The sequence below is a fragment of the Anaerococcus sp. NML200574 genome (assembly GCF_026131665.1).
GTDB classification, from domain to species: domain Bacteria; phylum Bacillota; class Clostridia; order Tissierellales; family Peptoniphilaceae; genus Anaerococcus; species Anaerococcus kampingae.
Genome location: NZ_JAMXSM010000005.1, coordinates 69,991 through 90,892 on the forward strand (window position 1 = coordinate 69,991; position 20,902 = coordinate 90,892).

General features: G+C 39.6%; 12 protein-coding genes. 7 read left to right on the forward strand and 5 right to left on the reverse strand.

From position 1 onward, the window contains the following. Positions 1–8: 8 nt before the first annotated feature. On the reverse strand, positions 9–1,355 hold the full coding sequence (locus tag NH286_RS04085; RefSeq protein ID WP_265237090.1) for a TrkH family potassium uptake protein: 1,347 nt from the start codon (positions 1,353–1,355) through the stop codon (positions 9–11). A 162-nt stretch (positions 1,356–1,517) separates the two neighbouring features. Here NH286_RS04085 and NH286_RS04090 point away from each other — a divergent pair, with 162 nt between their 5' ends. Further along, positions 1,518–3,221 carry a DUF2207 domain-containing protein gene (locus tag NH286_RS04090; RefSeq protein WP_265237116.1) on the forward strand — a complete coding sequence of 568 codons (1,704 nt, stop codon included), beginning with the start codon at positions 1,518–1,520 and terminating at the stop codon, positions 3,219–3,221. A 57-nt stretch (positions 3,222–3,278) separates the two neighbouring features. Here NH286_RS04090 and NH286_RS04095 read toward each other — a convergent pair whose 3' ends face one another. Continuing rightward, the gene (locus NH286_RS04095; RefSeq protein WP_265237118.1) at positions 3,279–3,734 is read right to left on the reverse strand and encodes a hypothetical protein; all 456 of its coding nucleotides are present in this window, start codon (positions 3,732–3,734) and stop codon (positions 3,279–3,281) included. A gap of 8 nt (positions 3,735–3,742) precedes the next feature. Continuing rightward, positions 3,743–4,249: an LURP-one-related/scramblase family protein gene (locus NH286_RS04100; protein ID WP_265237120.1), complete on the reverse strand. Its 507-nt coding sequence runs from the start codon at positions 4,247–4,249 to the stop codon at positions 3,743–3,745. A gap of 78 nt (positions 4,250–4,327) precedes the next feature. Here NH286_RS04100 and NH286_RS04105 point away from each other — a divergent pair, with 78 nt between their 5' ends. Both NH286_RS04105 and lepB read left to right on the forward strand, forming a co-directional pair. After that, positions 4,328–5,347 (forward strand): M42 family metallopeptidase, encoded by a 1,020-nt coding sequence (locus NH286_RS04105; protein ID WP_265237122.1) that lies wholly within the window; start codon positions 4,328–4,330, stop codon positions 5,345–5,347. A gap of 9 nt (positions 5,348–5,356) precedes the next feature. Beyond that, entirely contained in the window at positions 5,357–5,911 is a 555-nt protein-coding gene (gene lepB, locus NH286_RS04110; protein WP_265237124.1) for a signal peptidase I, read from the forward strand. A 223-nt stretch (positions 5,912–6,134) separates the two neighbouring features. On the opposite strand, the gene NH286_RS04115 is transcribed toward lepB, so the two are convergent. Beyond that, a complete protein-coding gene (locus NH286_RS04115) occupies positions 6,135–11,867 on the reverse strand; it encodes a G5 domain-containing protein (protein WP_265237126.1) in 5,733 nt (1,910 codons plus the stop codon). Positions 11,868–12,781: 914 nt separating this feature from the next. Next, positions 12,782–14,581, reverse strand: a complete 1,800-nt coding sequence (gene pepF / locus NH286_RS04120; protein ID WP_265237128.1) for an oligoendopeptidase F — start codon at positions 14,579–14,581, stop codon at positions 12,782–12,784. Positions 14,582–15,429: 848 nt separating this feature from the next. Here pepF and NH286_RS04125 point away from each other — a divergent pair. The 4 genes from NH286_RS04125 to NH286_RS04140 all read left to right on the forward strand — a co-directional run bounded on the left by NH286_RS04125 (position 15,430) and on the right by NH286_RS04140 (position 20,826). After that, a complete protein-coding gene (locus NH286_RS04125; protein WP_265237130.1) occupies positions 15,430–16,659 on the forward strand; it encodes an aminopeptidase in 1,230 nt (409 codons plus the stop codon). Positions 16,660–17,007: 348 nt separating this feature from the next. Beyond that, complete coding sequence (locus tag NH286_RS04130; protein WP_106461342.1) at positions 17,008–17,508, forward strand: complex I 24 kDa subunit family protein; 501 nt, start codon at positions 17,008–17,010, stop codon at positions 17,506–17,508. Next, on the forward strand, positions 17,498–19,075 hold the full coding sequence (locus NH286_RS04135; RefSeq protein WP_265237132.1) for an NADH-ubiquinone oxidoreductase-F iron-sulfur binding region domain-containing protein: 1,578 nt from the start codon (positions 17,498–17,500) through the stop codon (positions 19,073–19,075). Before NH286_RS04130 ends, NH286_RS04135 begins: the two co-directional genes overlap by 11 nt. A gap of 8 nt (positions 19,076–19,083) precedes the next feature. Next, positions 19,084–20,826: an NADH-dependent [FeFe] hydrogenase, group A6 gene (locus NH286_RS04140; protein WP_265237134.1), complete on the forward strand. Its 1,743-nt coding sequence runs from the start codon at positions 19,084–19,086 to the stop codon at positions 20,824–20,826. Positions 20,827–20,902: the final 76 nt, after the last annotated feature.

Sequence of the window (20,902 nt, forward strand, 5' to 3'; positions counted from 1 at the left end):
TTACTCCTTTATCCTATAGATATAAAACTTTCTGGATATCTGATTAGTGATTTTCTAGTCTTCATACCAAAGGCAAAGGCCATGGTCATTGGGCCAATCCTGCCTAGGTACATACAAATGGTTATTAAAATCTTGCCAATATTTGAAAGATTCGAGGTTATTCCCATGCTGGCTCCTACTGTGGCAAGGGCTGATACGGTCTCATAGAAAATTTCCACAAGGCCTGCCTTTTCTGTAATGGTAAGGATAAAGCTTACAGAAATGATAATTGTCACAGAAACAGCAAAGATAGCAAGGGCCTTTCTTACTGTTTCTTCTCCTATGTGTCTTTTAAATAAAACCGGCTCATCTTCACCCCTAATAACGGCAATAGTTGAAAGGATGAGGACGCCAAAGGTTGTAGTCTTGATCCCCCCTGCAGTAGATCCTGGAGATCCACCTATAAACATAAGGCCTGCCAAAAGAAGCGCTGTAGAATCCTTGATATTTTCAAGCTTAACCGAATAAAATCCTGCCGTCCTTGCTACAGTGGATTGGAAGAAGGATTCTGTAAGAGAAGCTTTAAAGCTTTCCCCGACAAGGACTCCCCCGTCCTTTTCAAGTATGAAAAATCCAAGGGTACCCACAGCTAGAAGGATAGCTGTAAGGCTTAGGACAAGCTTAGAGTGGGTTGAAATCTTTTCAAAAGACCTCCTCCTAAAAAGCTCACTTGTCACCACAAAGCCAAGACCACCGATAATAACCAGGCCACAAAGGGTGGAATTTACAAGCAAATCATCCCTAAAAGGATAAATACTATCGCCCAAAATATCAAAGCCAGCATTACAAAAGGCTGATATAGAGTGAAAAATCGCATACCATAGACCCTTAGCTATACCAAAAATCGGCACAAATCTGATAGCTAAAATCATAGCCCCGATTAGCTCCACCCCAAAAGAGAAGAAAAGCACATACTTAAATAAGGCAATCATGCCCTCCAGACTTTCGACATTGAGCTGTTCTTTTAGAATTTGCCTAGAACTTAGGCCAATTTTCTTGCCCAAAATTAGAGGAATCATTGAAGTAATACTCATCACCCCAAGGCCCCCGATTTGGATAAGGACAATAAGTAGAAGATGACCGTAAGAATTCCAATGCTCTAAGGTATTGACAGGGGTAAGCCCTGTAACACAAGAAGCAGAAGCTGCCACGAATAAGGCATCAATAAGGCTCGTTTCATTACCACTACGAGAAAAAAATGGCATCCTTAATAGCAAAGCTCCGATTGTAATCACAATGGCAAAGCCCAGGGTAAGGACCATAGGCGGGTTGTGGGTTATATTGTCATATATTTTGGATAAAAAATTCTTTTCCATATTAACTCCTAAACAAAGCCCTTTTTATAAAAAGAAAAGGGAGTAACTAGCTAAATTCTACAGTTTTTTAGCGATTTGTCAAAGGCTATTTGTTAAAAATTAATACAAAAATTTTCATTCTGGGTAAAATAATATATAAGAAGACACAAAGAAAGGATGACCATGAAAAAGATACTCACAATTTTAGCCCTAAGCCTAATGATTTTCCTGCCCAAAGAGGCCTTGGCAGATGAATTTAAGGAAATAAATATAGAGGCAAAGCTCGATGAAAAGGGAATCGGCTCTATAAAAGAAACTTGGCATATAGATGAAAATGACACAGACTATACAGAAAGATACAAGGCCATAAATAACTTAAGGGGCCTTAAAATCGAAGATTTTTCCGTCTCAGCCTTTGGCAAGGATTTTGAAAAAGCCGATCCTTGGGATGTGGACAAGTCCTTTGAAGAAAAGGCCTTCCGCTACGGCACAGTCCAAAAAGACGATGGATACGAGCTTTGCTGGGGCATAAGCAAGTATGAGGATAATGTCTACGACTTAAAATATAAGATAAGCCCCCTAGCTATCGGCCTAAATGATGCTGACATGGTCTTTTTCAAATTTGTGGGAGATGATTTTGATCCCATGCCAGAAAAAGTAAATATCAAAATCGCCTCCTACAAGCCAATAGAAAGGGATGTGAAGTTTTGGGGCTTTGGCCTTAAGGGCAATATAGAAAATAAGGACGGGGTCATAGAACTTAATTCTACTGGAGGCATTGACTATGCCACAGTCATGATCAAATTTCCAAAGGGGACCTTTGCTACTTCCTACAGGGAAGATAAGAATTTCAAAGATTATGCCGACCAGGCTGTGAAGGGCTCTAAATGGGAAGAAAACCAAGGCAAGGCCTACAAGCCACCAATGCCAGTTTGGGCCAAAATTCTAATAGGTCTTGCTAGTGCCCTTGGATTAGCAGGAGCCTTTGCAGGAATCCGTGCCGCTAAGTTATCATTTTCTGAAAAAAGAATAACAAATCTCAAAGATTTAAGAAAGCCAAAGGACTTTGGCAGGGAATATTTAAAAGATATCCCTTATGATGGCCACATCGAAGACTTGGCCTTTATTATAGAAAAGACCTACATCAATTCCATAAGTCTAGCCGAAGACTATGTAAATGCCTTCATCCTCAAATGGGCCCTTGCTAAAAAAATCGACCTGGGAGAGGATAAGTATGGCCTAGTGTCTGAAAAGAAAATTAAAATCCTAGAAAAACCCGACAATATGGGAGCCCTTGAGGGCAAATATTTCGACACCCTCTATAAGGCAAGTCTAAGAAGTCATGATGGCTATCTAACAGACTATGCATATCAAAAATATCTAGAAAAAAACAAGGACGCCCTCGATAATTTCTATGAGGACCTAGAAGACCTTTCTCTTGCGACCCTCAAGGAAAAAGGCTACATCGAAGACTATGAGTACGAAAAGAGCTTCCTATCTTCATCAAGGACAGGGACAGAGCTAAGGTTAACACAAAAGGGCATCGCTCTTTATGAAGACCTATGCAAGTTTAAAAATTACCTTGCATCTTACGAGCTTGTTGGAGAAAAAAGCCAAGAAGAGATGCCTAAGTGGAAGGACTTTCTAATCTATGCCCAAATCCTAGGGCTTGGAGAAAGCTTTGAAAAAATAGTAGAAAGAGATGACTATTATATGAATAATTTCATCTACTACCCATATTTATTTACAAACTCCAGAGGTTTTTCAAAATCCATCAACCAATCTTATGGTGAGGCCACCGGCTTTTCAAATGCCGGCTTTGGCGGTGCCACATCAGTAGGCGGAGGCGGCGGATCCTTCGGTGGTGGAGGTGGCGGCGGCCGCTAAAATTTAAAACAAAAACACCTAGCTAAGGACTTTGCTCCTTCTAGGTGTTTTGTTTTTCTAATTAATCACATTTACTTTTTGCCCCTTGAGAAGTTTAATAAGGTCCTTTTCCTTCTTATAGGCAAATCTCATATTATCCTGGGCGTTGGCCTCCTTGAAATTTACTATCAATAGGAGGTTTTTCTCAGCTCTTGACAGGGTCACAGACTTAATCTCATCAAGGCTTACTTTTTTATTTAAAAAGGGATTTAGCTTATTGGTATAAAGAAAATCCTTGCTAAAGCCCCTGGCAATTATGCCCGAATAGTTCCAAAAAATTATAGCAAGGCCAATGGCTAAGGTGTTTATAATATAAGGCTTAAAAACCCATTGGTAGATGGCAAACATGACTAGCATCATTAGATATACAGCCAAGTCTACCTTGGTAAATTTAACCCTAATTTCAATCCCTGAAAAAAGATAGAGGTTATAAAGACCTAAGAGGGCAAAAACCCCCGCTAAGATAAATATCATAAGTCCTCCTAGTTGTTAGCAGAATTTGCAGCTGCAGCCGCTTCGCTGTCCTTGATATTATTTAAACATATTACAAGGGCAAGCATGGCTTCAGTATAGTCCTCATCTAGGACCCTTAGCTCGTACTGGTCAGTCATGGCGAAAAATACCTTAGAAATCTCCCCAATCTTTTTCCCATCAAGGCTTATATCAAAATTATAATCCCAAATAGATCCCTTAAGATTAATGGTCCCAAAATCTGTCTCTATATCAACCTTTCTTCTCAAAAAACTTAGCCTAGACTTGATAGTCATTTGGCCGCCATCCTTAAAATCTACATAATAAGTAGGCAAAAAGGCTAGGATTTTTCTCTCAACCTTAAAGGCCTCCTTCATATCCCTATCATAAACCCTTGACCTGTAGCCAAAAAAGGTAAAATCCTGGTCTAGATAAAAGGCCTTGTCATTATTTTCATCCATAATCCAATATTTGTCAGTTATTTTGAAAAATTTTTCCTTAAAATAGTATTTTTTCATATAAAACTCCTTTGGTTTTATCGCAATTTATAATATAGTATTTATATTAGATTATACCCGAGAAAAGAAAGGAAGAATATGAATACAATCACTAATTATATAAAAGATTTAGTAAATACCCCATCACCAACAGGCTTTACCATGAAGGCCACAAAATACCTTTGTGACGAGTTTGAAAAGCTAGGCTATAAGCCTTACACAAATAATAAGGGCAATGTCATAGTCCCAATAAATGAAATGGAAGGAAATAATGGCCTACTTTTATCAGCCCATGTCGATACTTTAGGCCTTATGGTTAGGTCAATAAAGGCCAATGGCGCCCTAAAGCTTACCACAATAGGTGGTTTTCCTTATAATTTTGTAGAATTTGAAAATGTCACCATCCACACCAGATCTGGCAAGGAATACACAGGAGTATGCAGGCTAAATAATCCAGCAGTCCACGGCTCATCCGACCCAAGAGAGGCCAAACGTGATGACACAACCATGGAAGTAGTAATAGATGCCATCACCCATTCTGCGGAAGAAACTCAGGCCCTAGGCATAGAAAATGGTGACTTCATCTCCCTTGACCCTAGATTTAGGATAGACAATGGCTTTGTCAAAAGCCGCCACCTAGATGATAAGGCCTCAGCAGGCATCCTCCTTGCCCTAGCCAAGGAAATTAAGGATAAGGATATAAAGATAAACCGTCCTTTATACATGATGTTTACAGTCTATGAAGAAGTAGGCCATGGGGCAAGTGCTGGACACCCTGCTGGCATTTCTGATATGGTCGCAGTCGATATGGGAGTAGTCCATGATGACCTAACCTGCGATGAGCTTAAGGTATCAATTTGTGCCAAGGATTCGTCAGGTCCTTATAATTATGACCTAACAAATGATTTAATAGCCACTGCCAAAAAGGTCGGCATAGACTACGGAGTAGATATTTACCCATTCTACGGATCTGATGCATCAGCTGCTGTAGCAAGTGATTATGACTATAGGCACGCCCTAGTGGGATGCGGTGTAGCAGCAAGCCACGGCTATGAGAGGACTCACGAGAAGGCAATCAAGGGCCTATTTGACCTCTTAGTTGACTTCATCCAAAGATAGGAGACAAATATGGAAAATAATAAAGATAATAAAAATAAACAAGGCTTACTTAGCAGAATTTGGGAATTTTACAAAAGCTTTGCGGCAATCTTTCTAATAGTCTTTGCCATCAAATTCTTCGTCCTAGGCCTTACAGCAGTATCAGGTCATTCCATGGACCACACACTCGCCACAGGTGATATCATGGTCGTAAATAAGCTACCACAAAGCCTAAATAAAGGCTATAAGAGAGGTGAAATAGTCATCTTCCACTCCCCAACCGAGCCTTGGAAGCTTTTTATCAAAAGGGTAATCGGCCTACCAGGAGATATGGTCGAAATCAAAGACGGAAGCTTTTATATAAATGACGAAAAGCTAGAAGAAGACTACCTAGATGAGGGCATGGAAACAGAAGCTACAAGCGAAATGACAAGTTGGTTTGTAGGAGATGATGAATATTTCCTCGTAGGAGATAATAGAGTTAAATCAAACGACTCCAGAAACTTTGGCCCGGTATCCAAAGATAGCTTCCTAGGCGAGGCCATAATGAGAATCTACCCACTTAACAAAATAAAAACCTATTAAAGAAAAATCAGCTCCAGGCAAGTGCTTGGTAGCTGATTTTTTGTGGGCAAATTTGGGATTGTTGATATATTTTATAATTAGAAAACTTGTATTTGTGAGAGTTTTAGTCATGGCCTGGCGAATTTTCTATCGGAATGACAGGGGCTCTTAGCTTTTTAATTAAATATTTTCCAAGAAAAAAGTAGGAGGCTTTTGCCTACCTACTTTTTAAATCGAAAACTTATTAGTCTTCTTTTTTCTTTTTCTTAGTTGCTAGAAGTCCAGCTATTGATATGCCCATGCTTGTGACTATTGGTGCAACTGAGCCTATACCAGTTTTTGGATTTGTTGACTTGTTTTCTTTCTTAGCAAGTTTTTCATCAGCAACTGGAGTACTTACTTCTCCTTTTTCCTCAGTCTTTGGATTTTCCTTTGGACTTTCTGGAGTCTTAGGATCTTCACCTGGCTTACCTGGCTTACCTGGCTCATTTGGTCTATTTGGTGTCTCGCCTGGTGTGCCTGGTTCATTTGGCTTATTTGGTTTTTCACCTGGTGTGCCTGGCTCATTTGGTTTTGGATCTTTTGGATTCTTTGGTCCTTCTGGTTGAGGATCCTTTGGATCTGGATTCTCTGGATCTGGATTCTTTGGATCTGGATTCTTTGGATCTGGATTCTTTGGATCCGGATTCTTTGGATCCGGATTCTTTGGATCTGGATTCTTTGGATCCGGATTCTTTGGATCTGGATTCTTTGGATCTGGATTCTTTGGATCTACTGGTGGGATTTCACAGACATTTTTAGTTCCGATTTCTATAATCTTATCTTGTTTTTCTGTGATTGTCTTAGTATCCCTAGAGACTTCCTTGCTGTTTTCTATCTTAACAGTAGTTTCTGTCTTACCTGGCTTACCTTCTTGGATGACCTTAGTTTTTCCAGCTTCAAGGTTTGGATTTTCTTTAATGATGATATCGTAAGCTTTTTCGCTTTCATAAGTGAACTCGCCATCAGTCTTAGAACCATATTCTACGACCTTGTTCTTTGGCTCTGTTCTTTCTTCTTTTACTTCAAGCTTACCAGTTTCCTTGTTGAAGGTTGTGGTGTATTTTACAGATCCCTTAGAGCCTTCTTCGATGACTTTTTCTTCACCAGCTTTAAGCTCTGGGTTGTGTCTGTACACAGTATTATTACCAAGTTCAGTTTCTTTCACAACTGGTTTAACACCGATTCTTACTACCCTATCTTCTTTTTCTGTGATAGTTTTTATAGTCTCTGTAGCTTCCCCAACTGGCTTAGAATCTTTTATCTTTTGAGTTATTGTAACTTCTTCCTTGCCTGGTTTTCCTTCATTTTCGATTTTTTGGAAGCCAGCTTCAAGATTTTCGTCATAGATTACCTTAGTTTCGTAAGGAATTTCTCTTTCGATAGTCTTTGTAGTTTCACCTTCAGATGGTTTCTTACCTACTCTTACAATTCTCTTTTCTGGAGCTTTTGTTTGTATTGGTTTACTTTCTTCTGATTTAGTTACTTTTCCATTTACGATAGTATGAGTTACAGTTATTTCTTCTTCACCAAGTTTTCCTTCTTTATCGACTACTGTTTTACCTGGTTCTAGAGTTTCATCTACGATATATTCTGTTTCAAATTCAACTGCTTTAGTTTTCTTAGTTTCAAAAGTACCTGTAAAGTCATCACTACCCACTTCGATAATTTCTTTAACTGGTGCTTTTGTTTCTTTTGGTTCTGAAGTTTTTGTTACTTTAGAGTTTTCGATAGTTACTGTAAATTCTTCTTCACCTTCAACACCTTTTTGAACTACCTTGTGTTCACCCTTCTTAAGTTCAGGGTTTACCCTTACTTCTACTTCAAATGGTTTCTTATTGGTGTAAGTGTGAGTTCCATCAGATTTTGCACCAACTCTAATTTTTCTTGTAACTGGTTCTTTTGTTCGTTTTGTTTCTCCACGAACTTCTTCACCAGCTGTACCATTTTTAATTTCTCTTGTTAGCTCAGTTTCTTGTTCGCCTAGCTCTCCCTTTTGATCTTCTACAATTTCACCTGGTTTTAGGCTAGGGTCAACTGTTACTTCAGTTTCAAATGGAATTGGGTCTTTGTCAACAGATTTAATCTTGCCTGTGAAGTCTTCATCACCGACTAGGATTACTGCCTTCTTAGCCTTCTTTGTTACACTTGGTTCAGATGTTTCTGTTACCTTTGAATTAACGATAGTTAGGGTCTTTTCTTGTTCGCCCTTTTCACCCTTTAGTTCATTGCCTTCATCATCTGTGGCGTATTTCCATTCACCTTTCTTAAGTGATGGGTCTTTTCTAACTTCTACTTCAAATGGAATTTCTTCCTTAACTTTTTCAGTTCCATTAGTCTTACCACCGATTTTAACAACTCTATTTTGACCAGCCTCTTCTGTTTCGGAAGTTACAACCTTCTTTTGATCTTTGTCATAAGTTGTTGTGATAGTAACTTTACCATTTTTACCTGGGGTAACTTCTTCTGTCTTTCCAGATTGGAGGTTTTCGTCATAGACATATTCTGTGTTAAATGGTTTTTCTACAACTTTTGTAACTGGTTTTGTACCAATTTTTACAACTCTATCAGTTGCTTCTTTAGTTGTTTTAAATTCGCCTTCTTTAGTTTCAGTTACTTGGCCATCCTTGATAACAAGTGTGTTTGTTCTTTCTTGTTCGCCTGGATTTCCTTCTTTAACAACTTCTTGTTGACCAGCATCAAGATTTTCATCGTATTCGATTACAGTTTTATAATCTATATTTTTCTTTTCAACTATTTCGTGAGTGCCATCATTTGTTCCCTTACCTACTTGGATAAGTGCATCTTCTGCGGCAACTTCTGTTACAGTTGGGTCGCCTTCGACTTTGGAGTTTTTGATTGTCCAAGTTGTAGTTTTTGTTCCAACTTTACCTGGTTTTACAATCTTGTATTCGCCTTTTTTAAGTGTATCTACTTCTTCAACCTTATATTTAAATGGCAATTCTTCCTTGTGTTCTACCTTGCCTTCGGTATTTCTACCTACTTTGATAATCTTTTTAACAGGCTCTTTTTTAACTATATAGTCCCCAACTACAGTACTTGTGACATTACCATCTTGAATATTTATTATTGTAGTCCTAGTTTTCTTTCCTAGCTCACCTTCCTGCTCAACTTTTGTTTCACCTGGAGCTAAGGAGTCATCAAATTGGATTTCTGTTTCAAATGCAATTTCTGAACTTTCTTTTATTTCATGGTTGCCATCTGCTACACCTTCACCTACATGGATTAAGCGTTCTTGTGGTGCTTTTAATTCTTCTTTAGTATCTGTAATTTTTGAATCTTCGATAGTGTAGGTTACTTTCTTAGATCCTTTTTCACCCTCGGTTATGACTTTTATTTCGCCTTTTTTAAGATTTGGATCTTTTTCTACCTTGGTTTCGAAAGGAATTTCTTCTGTTTTTACTACTTTTCCATTTGTACCATAGGCCATAAATTGAGCTTCTGTCTTCTTTGTGCCTACTTCTAGCTTACCGTCTTCTTCATAATAGTGAGCTGTTACTGGTACATTTAGGAGGGCTCCGTCTACTGACTTACCTTCTTCGGCATTTGGTACTGTGGCAGTAACCTTACCAGTTTTTTCATCGATTGAAACATTCCAAGTATTGCCCTTATCATCTGTATATGTTGGTGAATCAATTGTAAACTTACCTGGTCTTCTGTTGTAGTGATCTTCTGTATTTAGGATAACATCTGAAGATAGCTTATCTCCTGACTTACCAGCCTTAGCATTGTAGCGGGCAGTCATATTTGCCTTTTCTTCGATTACGAAGTAGGCATTGACTTCTTCTTTTATGTCCTCATTTGGTTTTTGTTCATCAACATAGTGAGCAACAACTGGTACTGTAAGTTTTTCTCCACCGTTAAATGCTGTAGGGTCTACTGGTTTTGCAGAAACTTGTCCTGTTTTTTCATCAACTTTTACAGTCCATTTATTTCCCTTATCATCTGTAGCAATTTTATTTCCTGTTTCGTCAGTTTCTAGAGTATCTGGAAGACTATAGTGGTCTGGTGTTATTCTCTTACCATCTTCTGTAACTGTTGCAGGTGATGTTTGCTCATTTACTGGGAAGTTAACTTGAGCGTCATATTCTGGCTTGATGTAGGATGATTCTTGGACTACAAAGTGGAACCAGTGGACGTCCTTTGACCCGTTGGTATAGGTGTACTCAAGCGGAATTGCAATAAAGTCACCTGCCTTGGCTGATTTTGGAGGAGTTATTGTAAACTTAGAAATATCTTTAGGGTCTACATCTACCTTCCATTGGTCTTCTGGTGCCTTACCCTTGTTTTCACGGTTGATAAAGTCCATGATAAGCTTACCAGAAGCTTCACCCCTTTCATCAGCTGCATTCATTTCATCAGCTGACTTACCAGTACCACCTGGTTTTTCCGGATCTACAATTCCTACCTTAAATGGCTCGCCTGGTTTTACTGCTGATGATGTTACCTTAGATGTATCATCACCATTGCCATCTTCAAACTTTTGGTCGTAATAGCGTGTATCATCGAGGTTTAGCTTGAAATTACCTATTAGGTTGTAGTGGTCGTAGCGGTCGATGCCTTGCTTGTCAATTGTTATATTAGATCCCTTATGGTTTATGTCGGCAGTACCTGCACCTGTTTCTACATAGGTTCCTGTTTCACCAGAATCATCAGGTGTTTCAGCTATAGTCTTAAATTCTTCAGCTGTTCTTGGACGGGCAAAGAATTTGACATCTAAGTTTTGAAGAGCTTTAAAGTCAGGTGTATTGAAGATTGAGTCTTCATTGATGACAGTCTTGCCGTTTTCGTCTTTTTTTAGGGCTCCTTCTGGCATCTTGATGTGGATATTGCCATCATCTCCTATATAGGCACTTGCTCCTGGTACAACTTTGCCTGTAATAGGGTTATAGACTTGGCCCACTAGCCTTTCTCTTGCATTTTCATCCACATTATCTACCTTGATGCCTGTGTCGATATCTTGACCTTGGACAAAGAATTTCTTTTTAGGATCATAGTTATTTGTATTTAGCTTTAATTCTTGTAATTGGTCATTTTCATTTGGCCATGGGTTTACCTTGTAACCTAAGGCGAAGCTATCCCCAAAAAACTTAATACCTGGGTTGTCTTGAGTGTAATTATCCTTCATACCAAAAGAAGTAGAAGGATTGTCCTTATTATTAATGTGCTTTAGAGTATCTTCGCTGGCTACGTAGTTTAAATTTCTTTGTGTTCTAACACCGCCCATAGTACTATTCTCTGTTGGTTTATATGTTACATCAGGAGATCCAGGAGTTAACTTATCTCCCTCTTCCATCATTGATTTATCACCTTTATCTACAGGAGTACGACCGGAATCAGTAACATAAATCTTAGTATAAGTTCTTTGCCCAGTCTTTTTGTCTATGGTAATTTGGTAACCGTATTCAGTCTTACTTGGTGATGTTGCGGATGGGTTTTTAAGTTCAAATTTAAATCCGTCTTTTTCTACATTTTCATCAGTTTTACCGAGCACCTGATTTGTATCTCCCGGCTGTAAATCCGTTTCTTTATAACGTTCAGATCCACTGTAATCCTTTATTTCTTTTTCATCTTTACCATAGTTTAGGTCATCTGCTTTTTGAGCTTGGCTTCCAGCTTCTCCAGCTCCTTGGGCAGTTGCTGTTCTAGCTTGACCAATTTCAAGCTTTGCTGGCTCGGCCTTTGCATTATTTGTTAATGAAGTTTGCTTTTCTTCTTCCTCTTTTTCATCCTTTGTTTGAGAATTAGGATTTGCCGGATTGTTTTGATTAACATCATTAGAAGCAGGCTCACTACTTATATGTTCTTCTTCAACAACCGGGGCTGTCGTATTGTCACTAGCTTGAGCCACATTTGCTCCCCCTATAATAAAGGAGGCAGATAGGGCTATGGCTAGGAGGTTTTGTTTCTTATTCATAGAATTCCTTTCTTTTATTTACATTTAATTATTACAATATATATTAAAATAATTCTAAATTTACATGTTAAATATCATACCGGAATAGGGAAAACAATTCAAGGACCAAACCCTCTTAATTTCAATACTTAACACGAATTTAACAATTGCTTTAATTCACTAATTCAATATCTTTTTAGTTTTATTGAACATCTTTACCAAAAAGCAAGAAAAAGAGCTAAACACACCATTTTCAAATTTTAAAGATATTGACAAGTTTTTTATCATACTACTCTAAGTTTTGTTGTAGAGAATTAAAAGAAATAAAAAGATTTTAAAAAACCAAAACCTCCCAAAAAAGGGAGGCAAGATTTTGATAGTATTTATTTTACTGATAGCTTACATGACTAGCCTATACGGAATTCTTACTCATCCCATTCGTCAGAAAGACAGGAAGATATGAGTATTCTTATTAATTAAACACTTTCAAATATAAGTAAAACTCAAAAAATAAATCGAAATACCCCGTCAGACGTCATAATAAACTCAAAATAAAGCATTGCCAATCAATCGAAGTTTGCCAAAGGCAAACTTACAACTCACGCCCCCCGCTAAGGGGCCGCTTGTGGGGTGTAACGGGGAGGGGGTGCAAGGGGGACATAAACGCCCCTTGATTTGGGGCGTTTATGCCGGAAACATAGTGAGGTAGCACGAAGAAGTTTGCGTAGCAAACGGGTTTCCGTCCGATGAGAACCCATGCGGAAGGGTCCTTGGGGCTCCCCCTTGAGACGAAGATTCAATTGTAAATAACCAATATTCATTAAAATACAAGGCTATCTTTATAGCTAAAACATTATAATGTGTATTAAAATTAAACTATATTGCATAAAAACAACTAAAAACTAAACCTGATACCCCATCTCGGATGGGAAAACTTATTTATACATATCAAGCTTACCCATCAATTCATCTATCTGATCAACAATTTCCCCGATAAAGTCGATGGCATCTTCTATTGGCTTGGTGGTAGACATATCTACTCCAGCTGCTTTGGCTAGGTCTATTGGACCACGTGATCCGCCCATTTTTAGGACTTCTAGCCAAGTTTTTCTGTCTTCTTCTGTGCCGTGGACTATTTTTTCTGAGATAGCTGTTCCTACTGTAAGGCCTGCTTGGTAGGTGAAGGAGTAAAGGCCCATGTAATAGTGAGGTTGTCTCATCCAGGTGAGTTCTGCTCCTTCGTTTAATTTTACAGCATCTCCCCAGAATTCCTCTAGTTTTTCTCTAAAGATGGCATTAAAGTCTTCTGCTCCTAGGCTTTCACCCCTATCTACTCTCCTATAGACTTCTCTTTGGAAGGCTGCCTCGAGGTAGTGGGTTACGAAATTGTGGTAGTAGGTCTTACCTATCATTGTGGCTAAGACCCAAAGTTTTTCCCTATCGTCTTCTGCCTTCTTTAGAAGGTATCTTTCCATGGTTATTTCATTGGCAGTAGATGGTGCTTCTACAAAGTACATGGACATGTCATTTGATAGGGCATTTTGATTGTCATTTGACAAAATTCCTTGGCCTGCGTGACCTAGTTCGTGGGCGAGGGTCATGACTTGGCTCATGGAATTGTTGTAAGTGGTCATGATAAATGGATGGGATCCATAAGGGGATGCACAGAAGGCACCGGTTCTCTTGCCTATGTTTTGTGAATAATCTATCCACTTGTCGGCAAAGGCATTTTTCATGTAGCCGATATATTCTTCACCTAGTGGTGATAGGCCATCTACTATATAATCTCTAGCCTGGTCAATTGATACCTGTGGCTCATATTCTGGGTCTATGGCTAGTTTTAGGTCTGCATAGGTCATTTCATCTAGGCCGTAGTGGTTTTTGATGATTGTAGCATATTTTCTCATGATTGGGGCAAGTTTTTCCATGATTATGTCAATGTGATTTTCATAAATATCAAAGTCCACATCTTGGCGGGCTAAGAGATAATGGAAAACTGACTTGTAACCACGAAGGTCTGCCATGATTTTTTCGTTTTGGATTAGGGTATTGTAGACTGATGCGTCTGCGTTTTGATAGGCTCCTAGGACCTCGTGATAATCTGCAAAAGCTTTACGTCTAAGCTCTGTGTCGGTCTCGCCTTCTAAGTATTCCTCAAAGGTGTTGTGGTTTAGAACAACTTCCTCGCCCTTGTACTTTATATTTTCAAATTTCATATCCCCATAGCGCATGTCATTGTAGTTAACATATGGGGCATCAAAAGTTGGGGCAAGAGCTGCTAGGGCTGCTTCTGTCTTCTCATCTAATAGGTATTTAGCTTCATCCTTTACCCTTTTTAGGTAATATTCATATCCTGGGTTCTCTTTAGCCACTGCATCTAGGATTTGTGGGTCAACCTTGACTAGGGCTGAATCATAAAAAGATAGAGTGGCTGCAATTTTTGCATATTCGCTGCCAAATTTGGCATCTCTTTTGGCCATGGCATCGTCTGTGGCGTCTGTTTCCTTGGCTATGCCAGAAAAGGTGCCAAGCCTATCTGTAAGACCAGAAATCTCAGCATAGGCCTCAAGGGACTTATAGACATCATCAGCAGTCTTTAGGTCTTTAAAATCTTCCTTGAATTTATCAGCCATATCGCCAAGTTTTTTTATATCAGCATAAAAAGCTTCATCAGTAGCATATAAATCTTCTATAGCCCAAATTTCCTTTGGGTCAACTTCGTTTCTTTTTTTCATGTTAATCCTCCTTAATGGTAATAAAAATTTTATAGATAAAATTTTTATGGTTCTCACAGTTTATCAAGCACGAAGTGCGAAGAAAAACAAATGAGAAACCTTATGTAATTTTTTGCTAATGACGCGACGAATAGGAGCATTATTAGCAAAAAGATTACCTTCCTTTTAAAATTTACCTAATAAATTTAAAATTTACCTAATAAATCTTTTCTAAGTTATTTATATTATATCCCTTTCTTGGCTTTGATAAAGATTTTTACTATTAAAAGGTTTTTTGTAGGAAGTAGTGAGCTAATGACGATGTAATTGCAAAACCCTTGATATAAAAAACCATGAGATCTCTCACTTCGTTCGAGATGGGTGGACGGGCTTTGGGCTTTGTTTTGGGAGATAGGGTTTGATTATTGATTGAGGATAATTTTTAGAATTTTCGATATATTCCTAATGACGATGTAATTACAAAACCCTTAATATAGATAACCATGAGATCTCTCACTTCGTTCGAGATGGGTGGGCGGGCTTTGGGCTTTGTCTGGGAGATGGGGATGGTTTTTCTAATCGACTTTGTTATTTAATTTTTCTTAAATGTTGGTATATTAACATCAACCATGAATTCCAAGAATATTGCATGGTCTCAACCAAAAAAAGACGAGCCCCTACGCTCGTCTTTTTTGTGTGATAGGACATTGCTAATGACGATGAACTTACAAAACCTTTGATATAGATACCCATAAGTTCTCTCACTTCGTTCGAGATGAGTGGGATGGATTTGGGCTTTGTCTTGAGGCATCCCATATCCATGTTAGAAAAGGTATAGTTAGATTAGATTAATATGTTAGGAGAAGATTATGAATAAAAGAATTGAAAATTTTGCCAAGCTTGCTGTTGAGTTTGGTGTTAATGTGCAAGAGGGTGAGGATGTTTTAATTACTAGCCCTGTGGAAGCACCTGAACTTGCACGTCTTATGACTAAGGCTGCTTATGAAAAGGGAGCTCGCAAGGTGTCTATAAATTGGGTTGATGATACCCTTACTAGACTTTCCTACGAATATGAAAGCCAGGAGACTCTTAACGAAGTGCCTGACTGGGTAGTTGAAAAGAGCCGCTACCAAATAGCTGAGAAGAAGTCAAATAGGATCTCTATAGTTTCTGAGGACCCAGACCTCTTGGCTGGCCTTGATGAGGCAAAGATTTCTGAGGCTATCAGGTCTCGTTCCCTAAAGATGAAGGACTTTGTAAAATACACCATGAATGACATTGTATCTTGGCTTGTTATCTCTGTTCCATCAGTAAAATGGGCAGAAAAGGTCTTTGCTGACCTTAAGGGAGAAGATGCTGTAAATAAGCTTTGGGAAGTTATCCTTGATGTGTCTAGAGTAGCTGATTCTTGGGAAGAAACAAAGGCCAATTGGGAAAATCACATAAAAACCCTAAATGAAAAGGCAGAATTTTTAAATAGCCACCAATTTGACTATGTGATCTATAAGGCAGCCAATGGCACAGACCTTAAGGTTAAATTACCAAAAGACCACATCTGGATGAGTGCAGGATCTACCAATGCCAAGGGAGATGCCTTCATACCAAATATGCCAACAGAAGAAGTCTTTACAGCCCCACAATACGATGGAGTAGACGGTAGACTTGTTGCATCTAAGCCACTCGTCTATAATGGCGTAGTTATAAATAACTTTGAATTTACCTTCAAAGATGGAAAGGTTATTGATTTTGATGCTAAGGAAGGCAAGGATACCCTAGCTAAGATGCTAGATTCTGATGAGGGCTCAAAATACCTAGGTGAAATCGCCCTAGTGCCTTATGATAGCCCAATTTCTAACTCAAATATCTTATTTTACAACACCCTATTTGACGAAAATGCCTCCTGCCACTTCGCCCTAGGCAAGGCCTACCCTACCTGCGTTAAGGGAGGAACAGAATTAGCTGATAATGAGGTAAAAAGCGCCGGCCTAAATGATTCCCTAATCCACGAAGACTTCATGGTAGGAACAAGCGATCTAGAAATAAAAGGATACAAGGACGGAAAAGAATATCCTATCTTTGTGAATGGTAATTTTGCTTAAATATATTGAAATAAAAATTTGATTAAAACTAAGGAAATTTATATTCTATCCTTCGCATAAACAAAAATACCACAAGTAGTAGGTAGTAGAATTTAAGTGTCCGTAATAGGTCCCTCGACTTCGCTCGAGACAAGGGATTGTAGGTCCTAAGCATTGGATTATAATAAAAGCAGGAGTCATCCTGCTTTTTCTTTTCCTTTTATGAAATCGTTATTTATTTATCTATATATTCTAAGATTCTATTATAATAACAATCCTGGTGATTAAAATAATATATAATGAAATAGTTTTCATAAGGCTTTTTATATGATACAATGAAATTAAGAATATGATGAAAGGAGTTTGTCTATGGGATTTTGTTTAAAAAAAGATCAGGCTAAGCTCGATGAGTTTTTGACCTTCTTAGAAGATAACAAAGATAGGAAGGGAGCTATTATGCCAATCCTTCAAAAGGCCCAGGAGCTTTTTACCTACATACCTGAAGAAATCGTTGACATGATGGCCCTTAAGATGGGGGTCCACTCTTCAGAAATCTACGGAGTTGCAACCTTCTATTCTCAATTTTCTCTAATCCCTAAGGGAGACCATGAGATTTGTGTATGCCTAGGCACAGCCTGCTATGTCAAAGGTTCTGATAAGATTTTGGCAGAGCTTTCTAAAAAACTTGGCATAGGAGTGGGCGAGACTACACCTGATGGCAAGATTTCGCTTGTGGAGGCCAGATGTATTGGCGAATGCGGCAAGGCACCTGTTGTTAGCATCGACAATGACAGGATTATTAGCCAGGCTGACCCATCTATGGCAGATGAAATAATTGCGGAGACCTTGGGGGAAGTTTATGAAAGTTGACCTTAATAAAATAAAAGAAAGAGGCCTTGCTAGGCTTATTTCCAGGATAAAAGACGATGACTCTTACGAAATAAATGGCGAAGATATAAGGCTTAGGGGAGATTTTTACGAAAAACAAGTAAGGCTTGTCCTTAGAAACTGCGGCATAATCAATCCTGCTGACATTGAAGAATACATAGGCCGTGATGGCTATTTTGCCCTTGCCAAGGCACTTTTTGAAATGGATAGGAAGGAAATTATCCAGGTCATTACAGATTCTGGCCTAAGGGGTCGTGGTGGGGCTGGTTTTCCAGCTGGTCGCAAATGGGATACAGCCTTTAGGCAAGATAACCCTACCAAATACATAATATGCAATGCCGATGAGGGCGATCCTGGTGCCTTTATGGATAGGTCTGTCCTTGAATATGACCCCCACTCCATCCTTGAAGCTATGGCCATAGCAGGCTACGCAGTCGGGGCAAATAAGGGATTTATCTATGTCAGGGCCGAATATCCAAAGGCTGTCAAAGCTCTAGATATAGCCATCAAGGCTGCTAAAGACTTAAATCTCTTGGGCGAAAATATAATGGGAACTGATTTCTCCTTTGATATAGAACTAAGATTAGGGGCTGGAGCCTTTGTTTGTGGCGAGGGTACCGCCCTTATGGAATCTATCGAAGGTAAACGTGGCCAGCCTAGAAATAAGGAATATAGGACCACTGTCAGGGGCCTTCGGGGCAAGCCAACTGTAATCAACAACGTCGAAACCCTGGCCAATGTGGCCCAAATTATCCTAAGGGGTCCTGATTATTTCAGGGCCTACGGCACAGAAAAATCTCCAGGCACCAAGGTCTTTGCCCTTTCAGGCAAGGTCAAAAATTCTGGCCTTGTAGAAGTAGCCATGGGCACCCCTATTAGGACCATTGTCTATGATATAGGCTGTGGAATCACCGATGACAGGGAGGCTAAGGCTGTTCAAACCGGCGGCCCATCTGGAGGCTGCATACCAAAAAGACTTTTTGATACAGCTTGTGACTTTGAATCTCTCAAGGCTATCGGCTCAATAATGGGCTCTGGTGGCATGGTTGTAATGGATGAGACCGACTGTATGGTCGATGTGGCAAGGTTCTTCCTAGAATTTTCTTGTGATGAATCTTGCGGCAAGTGCACCCCTTGTAGGATTGGAAACAAAAGACTCCTTGAAATGCTTGATTTGGTCACATCTGGAAAGGCAAGTGTCGAAACCCTAGATAAGCTTAGGGAATTATCAGAAATTATCTCTGATGCTAGCCTTTGCGGCCTTGGCCAAGCTAGTCCAAATCCAGTCTTATCTACCCTCCATTATTTTTACGATGAATACCTTGCCCATGTTACGGGACATAAAACTTGCCCTGCTGGCAGGTGCAAAGACCTTTTAAACTACCAGATCACAGATAAGTGTATAGGTTGTGGCAAGTGTGCTAGGCTTTGTCCAGTAGGAGCTATTAGTGGAGAGAAAAAGACTAAGCATGTAATCAACCAAGATGTCTGCATCAAGTGTGGAACTTGTATGGCCTCTTGCCCAGTTTCTGCCATTAGCCTAGGATAGGAGGAAATATGCCAAAGATTTTAATAAATAATAAAGAAATAGAAGTCAGAGAAAAAACTACCATCTTAGAGGCCGCTAGAAGGCTAAATATAAAGATTCCTACCCTTTGCCACATGGATTTATCCGGGGTAAATTTTGTAAATAAAATCGCCTCCTGCAGGGTATGTTTGGTAGAAGATTTGAAAAAAGATAAGCTAGTACCTTCCTGTGCGACCTTTGTTAAGGACGGGATGGAAATTTCTACAGATTCAAGCAGAGTTGTCAGGGCTAGGAGGGTAATTGTCGAGCTTTTACTTTCTGACCATCCAAATGATTGCCTAAAATGTGCCAAAAACCTCAACTGCCAGCTCCAAAAGCTTGCTAGCGACTTAAATATTAGGGAAATAAAATATCCAGGCGAGAAGAAAAATCTTCCAATAGATGCCTCTTCCTATTCCCTAGTCAGGGACCCAAACAAGTGCATCCTTTGCAAGCGCTGCGAAACCATGTGCAACGAGGTCCAAACTGTAGGTGCCCTTGCCGAAATCGGCCGTGGTTTTAAGACCCATGTGGGCTCTGCCTTTAACAGACCAATGTTTGAGACAACCTGCACCTTCTGCGGCCAGTGCCTAGCAGTCTGCCCAACAGGTGCCCTTACAGAAAAGTCAAATGTGGCCGACCTCTGGAAAATCTTACATAAGAAGGATGATGAGAAAATGGTCATTGTCCAGGTGGCTCCAGCTGTTAGGGTGGCCCTTGGCGAAGAATTTGGAGAAGAAGCCGGCAGACCTATGACAGGTAAAATGGTCACAGCCCTCAGAAAACTAGGCTTTGACAAGGTCTTTGATACAAATTTCGCAGCAGACTTAACCATAATGGAAGAAGCCAACGAGCTTGTCGAAAGGCTTCATGGTCATGGCAAGCTCCCAATCCTTACCTCCTGCTGTCCAGGCTGGGTAAATTTCATGGAAAGTCAATTTTCAGACCTCATTGACATCCCATCTTCCTGCAAGAGCCCGCACGAGATGTTTGGGGCCATTGCCAAATCCTACTATGCCCAGAAAGTCGGCATAAAGCCTGAAAATATGACCGTTGTCTCAGTTATGCCATGTATAGCCAAAAAATACGAGGCAAAGAGGGATGAGCTTTATAACGAAGGCCTTTCTGATGTTGATATAGTTATAAGCACCAGGGAGCTTGCTGGCATGATCAAGGAAAGCGGAATCGACCTTGTAAATCTCGATGATGATGACTTTGACAACCCTTTAGGAGAGTCAACAGGAGCAGGCACCATCTTTGGGGCAAGCGGCGGTGTAATAGAAGCAGCCCTAAGAACTGCTGCCGACACCCTCACAGGCGAATCTCTTGAAGAAGTCGAATTTAAAGACCTCAGGGGTCTTAGGGGAAGTAAGAAGGCTACTGTAAAAATCGGCGAAAAAGAGCTTAACATAGCGGTAGTAAGCGGTCTGGGCAATACCAGAAGGCTTTTAGAAAAGATAAGAAGCGGCGAGGAAAATATCCATGCCATCGAAGTTATGGCTTGTCCTGGAGGATGCGTAGCAGGCGGTGGCCAGCCATTCCACAAGGGTGACCTCACAATTATCAAAAAACGAGCCGAGGGCCTTTATGGAATCGATAGGAAAAAGACCCTAAGAAAGTCTCACGAAAACCCATCCATAAAAATCCTCTACCAAGAATTCTTAGAAAAGCCAGGCTCAGAAAAGGCCCACAAGCTTTTACACACTTCTTATAAGGCTAGGCCAAAATATTAAATCTCAAAGAAAGGGGCGAGCATAGACTCGCTCTTTTTTGATATAATAAATATATAAATATTTTACATAGATTGAT

Coding starts and splice junctions, on each gene's coding strand:
- NH286_RS04085 (WP_265237090.1), bottom strand. CDS start 1,355: ATGGAAAAGAATTTTTTATCCAAAATATATGACAATATAACCCACAAC.
- NH286_RS04090 (WP_265237116.1), top strand. CDS start 1,518: ATGAAAAAGATACTCACAATTTTAGCCCTAAGCCTAATGATTTTCCTG.
- NH286_RS04095 (WP_265237118.1), bottom strand. CDS start 3,734: ATGATATTTATCTTAGCGGGGGTTTTTGCCCTCTTAGGTCTTTATAAC.
- NH286_RS04100 (WP_265237120.1), bottom strand. CDS start 4,249: ATGAAAAAATACTATTTTAAGGAAAAATTTTTCAAAATAACTGACAAA.
- NH286_RS04105 (WP_265237122.1), top strand. CDS start 4,328: ATGAATACAATCACTAATTATATAAAAGATTTAGTAAATACCCCATCA.
- lepB (WP_265237124.1), top strand. CDS start 5,357: ATGGAAAATAATAAAGATAATAAAAATAAACAAGGCTTACTTAGCAGA.
- NH286_RS04115 (WP_265237126.1), bottom strand. CDS start 11,867: ATGAATAAGAAACAAAACCTCCTAGCCATAGCCCTATCTGCCTCCTTT.
- pepF (WP_265237128.1), bottom strand. CDS start 14,581: ATGAAAAAAAGAAACGAAGTTGACCCAAAGGAAATTTGGGCTATAGAA.
- NH286_RS04125 (WP_265237130.1), top strand. CDS start 15,430: ATGAATAAAAGAATTGAAAATTTTGCCAAGCTTGCTGTTGAGTTTGGT.
- NH286_RS04130 (WP_106461342.1), top strand. CDS start 17,008: ATGGGATTTTGTTTAAAAAAAGATCAGGCTAAGCTCGATGAGTTTTTG.
- NH286_RS04135 (WP_265237132.1), top strand. CDS start 17,498: ATGAAAGTTGACCTTAATAAAATAAAAGAAAGAGGCCTTGCTAGGCTT.
- NH286_RS04140 (WP_265237134.1), top strand. CDS start 19,084: ATGCCAAAGATTTTAATAAATAATAAAGAAATAGAAGTCAGAGAAAAA.